This is a genomic window from Microbacterium sp. UBA837, assembly GCF_002296025.1.
Classification (GTDB): Bacteria; Actinomycetota; Actinomycetes; order Actinomycetales; family Microbacteriaceae; genus Microbacterium.
On record NZ_DBHD01000183.1, the window covers coordinates 1 to 4768 of the forward strand.

A 4768-nucleotide genomic window follows, 5' to 3' on the forward strand; every position below is an offset into this window, starting at 1 on the left:
ATGCGCGATCATCTCGCGCACGAGATCGACGGCGGATGCCGCGTCAGCCCGCCGGTTGATCGCCACGACGACCCGGAATCCGACGCCGAAGTCCTTCTCGGCCCGTGCCAGCCCCGCGATGATCGGGTCGATGACGTCCGTGTAGGAGAGACCGCGCTCGGCGAAGTACTGCGGATTGACGTAGTACTCACGGTACCGAAGGTTGCCGTCGGCGACGGCCGAAGCGACACCGTCGTACGCCACGCGTTCGAAGTCGTCGGGGTCCCGCAGCACATCATGCGCGAAACGGAATGCGACCAGAAAATCGACGAGGTGCGCGAAATCGAACAGCTCATCGGGGTCTGTCGTGGGCAGCTCGACACCGTGCTTCGCGGCAAGCTCGATGAACAGTTCGGAGCTCATCGTCGACGCGAAGTGACAGTGCAACTCGGTCTTGGGCAAGAGCCGCAGGTAGTCGACGTATGAGATCACGCGCTTTCCTCTTCCGATGCCCGCGGAGCCGTACGCCCAGGGACCTGCTTGACGACGAGGAGCCGGTAGGGCTGCCCGTCCGCCGACCACCACCGGTGCGTGGTGCCGCCGGTGTAGTAGACAGATGCTCCCGGGTCCAGATCGCACGTCTGATCGCCCAGTTCGATGCGCACGTGCCCCTCGATCACGTAGAGGAACTCGTCTTCGGCGTGGACGAATCGCTCGCCCGGTTCGAGGCTGTCGGAGACGACCTCCATCGGGTGGAACGTGCGCGCGCGCTGTGCCAGCATCCGTGCCGTTCCCGACGCGAACCCGTCGGGGATCTCTCCCTCACCGGGGCGGCTGACCTCGACGAACGAGCCGGACTCCTCGGGCGCGTCTGCGGCGGCGATGAGCTCGATCGGACTGGTCTCGAGCGCGATCGCGATACGCCGAAGCGACCCCAGGCTCGGTTGCGCGAGCCCTCGCTCCAGCTGGCTGAGGAAGGGATGCGAGAGTTCGGTGCGCTCGGCCAGCTGCACCAGAGTCAGCCCGCGGGTCTTGCGCAGCATCCGGATGTGGCTTCCCAGGCGAGCGCCTGCGGCACGCTCGTCGAGACCGTCGGGCACGCTCATGCGGCCGAGCGTACCCCTCCGGCGCGGGCGTACTCGTCGACCTGCGCGAGGTAGGCGGCCCGGCGCGCGGGGGTCAGCCACGAGGCGTGGAACGAGTTGCGCGCAAGGTCCACCAGATCGGATGCCGCAAGCCCGGCCTGCTCGGCAAGTGCCACGTAGTTGTCGCCGACGTAACCGCCGAAGTAGGCGGGGTCGTCGGAGTTGATCGTCACCCGGACCCCGGCGCGCAGCAGCGAGACGATCTCGTCGGATTTCATCTGCTCGGTGACGAAGGAGTTCGATACGGGGCAGCAGGTGAGCCCGATGCCGCGCTCGAGCACTGTCGCGACCAGCGCGGGGTCTTCGACGATGTTGGTGCCATGGTCGATGCGATCGACGCCGAACTCCAGCGCCTGACGGATGTGCTCGATAGACCCGGGCTGGTCGATGTCGCAGTGCATCGTGACCAGGAACCCTTCGGCGCGAGCCCGCTCGAACACTGCCGCGAACTTCGCCGGAGGATTGTCGCGCTCATCGGAGTCAAGGCCTACCCCGATGATCCAGTGCCGGTAGGGCAGGGCCTCCAGCAGTGTCGACATCGCGTGTTCTGCCGAGAGATCGCGCAGGAAGCACAAGATCAACTCCGCCGAGATGCCGAGCTCTGCTTGAGCCCGCACGATCGCGCGCCGATAGCCGCCGATCACTGTCCCGAAGGGAACTCCCCGCCCGGTGTGAGCCTGCGGATCGAAGAACAGCTCGGCGTGCACGACGCCCTGCTCCTTCGCTTTCAGCAGGTACGCCCAGGCGAGGTCATGGAAGTCGTCGGCAGTCTGCAGCACCGCCATCGCGGGGTAGTACACCGCGAGAAAGCTCGTCAGATCGGTGAAGTCGTACGCAGACTTCACGGCTGCGACATCGCTGTAGGGCAGGGTCAGACCGTTGCGCTGCGCAAGCGCGAACATCATGTCCGGCTCGAGCGTCCCCTCGAGGTGAAGGTGCAGCTCGGCCTTCGGAAGCCCGCGGGCAAAGCTCGCCAGCTCGGGTTGTGCCATGGTCCGCTCAGATGCCCTTCTGCGGGTGCATCGCCATGCGTGCCAGCACGACATCCTCGACGATCTGGATGAGGTTGTAGAGCACGAGCGATGCGGCGGTGACCGCCACGACGGATGCCCAGAGTGCCGCGAACTGCGCCTGCGGGATGAATCCGCCGATCGATCCGCCGATACCGCCGCCGACTGCGAGCCATTCGGCAAGCAGCGCCCCGGTGATGGCACCGGGTACCGAGATGCGCACCGCGGCGAAGAAGGCGGGAAGTGAGGAGGGGAACGCCACCTTGCGCAGCTTCGTGAACGCACCCCCGCCGTAGACATCGACGAGGTCGTTCATCATCGGCGGCGCGGACTTGAGACCGAACGAGATGTTCACGAGAGCGGGGAAGAGCACGACGATGCCACCGATGACGGCCACCGTCCAGAAGTCGCGACCGAAGATCAGGATGATGACCGGAGCCATCGCGATCAGCGGCACCGACCGCAGCAGCATCGCGACCGGCATGAGGGCGTGCTCGATGCCTTTGTTGAGTTCGAACGCGATCGCCGCGACGAGGGCGACGACGAGGCCCGCGACGAATCCGATCGCGGCATCCCCGAGGGTGACCGCGAGGTTGCCCATGAGCATCGCCCGGTTCGCCTCAGCTGCCGGAACGGTGAACAGCCAGTTCCAGACGTCGACGGGGCCCTTGGCGATCAGGGGCGAGAGCTGCAAGGCCCACAGCAGTCCGACCCAGATGACCAGGACGGCGACGATCGTGAGCACGAAGGTGAGGGTTGACCAACCGAGTGCCCGCAGCACGGCGCGGGTGGACTGGGCGCGCAGCTTCTGGCTGAGCGCGTTCATCTCCGCGAACTGCGTGGTGCCGGTCGCGAGGGAGGGGGTCTGCAGAGCCATCGTCAACGTCCCTTCGACCAGGGGGCGATCGCCTTGGCGATCCACCCGACGAGCGCGAACCCGAGAAGCGCGACGCCGCCGCTCAGAAGCGCCAGCGCCCACACCTGCGGTCCGTTCGAGGCCTGCTGGGCGAGGATCATCGCGAGACCCACGCCGACCTCGATCTTGCCGAAGAATTCACCGAGCACCGCACCGAGGAACGCGGCGGGCACCGCGATCTGCAGGGCGCTCAGCGTGGCCGGGAGCGCCGCGATCAGCCGCACTTTCACGAGTTGGGTGAGCTTCGATCCGCCGTACACCGTGACCAGGTCAAGGCTCGACTTGTCTGCTGACTTCAGGCCCAGAAGCGCGCCGACGACCGTCGTGAAGAACACCGACAGCGCAGCGAGAAGGATGGCCGTGCCACTGGGCTCACCGACCTTGGGAGGGGTGATGACGATGACCGCGAGCATGCCGATCGCAACGATCGGGATGCAGTACGTGAGGATCGCGAGCTGCATCGCGACACCCTCGAGCCGCGGCACGAGGAGCACGAACGCCGACAGCAGCAGGGCGAGTCCGTTGCCCCACAGGTAGCCGACGCCGGCCTCGGCGAGGGTGACGGCGAAGTTGTTGAGGTAGTACTGCGGGCCTGTCTCGATCATGACCTGGATGACCTGGAACGGCGTGGGAATCGCGCTGGCACCCGAGGGACCGACGTTGGAGAACACGGTGGCTGCCAGTATCCACCACAGCAGGATGATGCCGATGCCACCGATGACCCCGATCAGCCACGGGGGAAGACGGAAGTCCTCCCACTCGATCGCGCGCCCGCGCGTGGGGTTCTCAGTGGTCATCCGCCGCTGCTCCTCCGGCACCGAACAGCAACTCGGATGCCTGGTCGACATACGCGTGGAACTCAGGGGTGCGCATCATCTCGGGCGTGCGGGGACGGGGAAGATCGATGGTCATGACCTCCTTGACCCGACCGGGCCGCGGGCTCATGACCGCAACCTGGTCGGAGAGGAAGATGGCCTCCGAGATACCGTGGGTCACGAGGAGCGTGGTCGCAGGCTTCTCGGTCCAGATGCGCAGCAGCTCGAGGTTGAGCTTCTGCCGGGTCATGTCATCGAGGGCACCGAAGGGCTCGTCGAAGAGCAGGACCTCGGGCTTCATGATCAGCGACCGCGCGATCGACACGCGCTGGCGCATGCCACCCGACAGTTGCGCCGGCTTGGCCTTCTCGAAGCCCTTGAGGCCGACCAGGGCGATCATCTCGTCGACGTAAGCCTTGTCGACCGAGGCTCCCGCGATCTCGAAGGGGAGCCGGATGTTCGAGAGCACGCTGCGCCAAGGCAGCAGCGCCGAATCCTGGAAGGCGATGCCGAGCTTGTTCTCTTTGCGCAGTTCCTTCGGGCTCTTCCCATCCACGCGGGTTGTGCCGCTGGTGGGCTGTTCGAGACCGGCGAGGATGCGCAGGATTGTCGACTTTCCGCATCCTGATGGTCCGAGGAGGGAGAGGAAGGTTCCCTGCTCAGTGTGAAGGTTGGCGTCTTGCAGCGCCGTGACGGTCTTTCTTCCGGTGGTGAAGACCTTGTTCAGTCCGGAGATCTGCAGGCCGGTGCCCAGGGACTCGCCCTGGGCACCGGTCTCGGCAGAGCCCGTCGTGAGTACTGAACCGGATGCGGTGGGTTCGGTCACGATGGATTCTCCTTGCGTGTTTCTGATCAGCCCGCGTAGGCGATCAGGTCGGGGTTCTCGGCGTAGACCTCTTCGAG

The 4768-nt window shown here is 65.8% G+C and carries 5 protein-coding genes and 1 pseudogene; all 6 read right to left on the reverse strand.

The annotated features are described in order from the left end of the window. Positions 1 to 471 (reverse strand): annotated as a pseudogene (locus tag B3587_RS13015) (hypothetical protein); the annotation flags it as partial. After that, entirely contained in the window at positions 468 to 1085 is a 618-nt protein-coding gene (locus B3587_RS13020) for a helix-turn-helix domain-containing protein (RefSeq protein ID WP_292729333.1), read from the reverse strand. The pseudogene B3587_RS13015 and the gene B3587_RS13020, both read right to left, overlap by 4 nt. After that, positions 1082 to 2116 carry an adenosine deaminase gene (locus B3587_RS13025; protein ID WP_292729336.1) on the reverse strand — a complete coding sequence of 345 codons (1035 nt, stop codon included), beginning with the start codon at positions 2114 to 2116 and terminating at the stop codon, positions 1082 to 1084. Before B3587_RS13025 ends, B3587_RS13020 begins: the two co-directional genes overlap by 4 nt. 7 nt (positions 2117 to 2123) lie before the next feature. Continuing rightward, entirely contained in the window at positions 2124 to 3011 is an 888-nt protein-coding gene (locus B3587_RS13030; RefSeq protein ID WP_292729339.1) for an ABC transporter permease, read from the reverse strand. Between the two features lie 2 nt (positions 3012 to 3013). Continuing rightward, positions 3014 to 3847 carry an ABC transporter permease gene (locus tag B3587_RS13035; RefSeq protein WP_292729342.1) on the reverse strand — a complete coding sequence of 278 codons (834 nt, stop codon included), beginning with the start codon at positions 3845 to 3847 and terminating at the stop codon, positions 3014 to 3016. Continuing rightward, entirely contained in the window at positions 3837 to 4619 is a 783-nt protein-coding gene (locus B3587_RS13040; protein WP_292729345.1) for an ABC transporter ATP-binding protein, read from the reverse strand. Before B3587_RS13040 ends, B3587_RS13035 begins: the two co-directional genes overlap by 11 nt. Positions 4620 to 4768 lie beyond the last annotated feature (149 nt).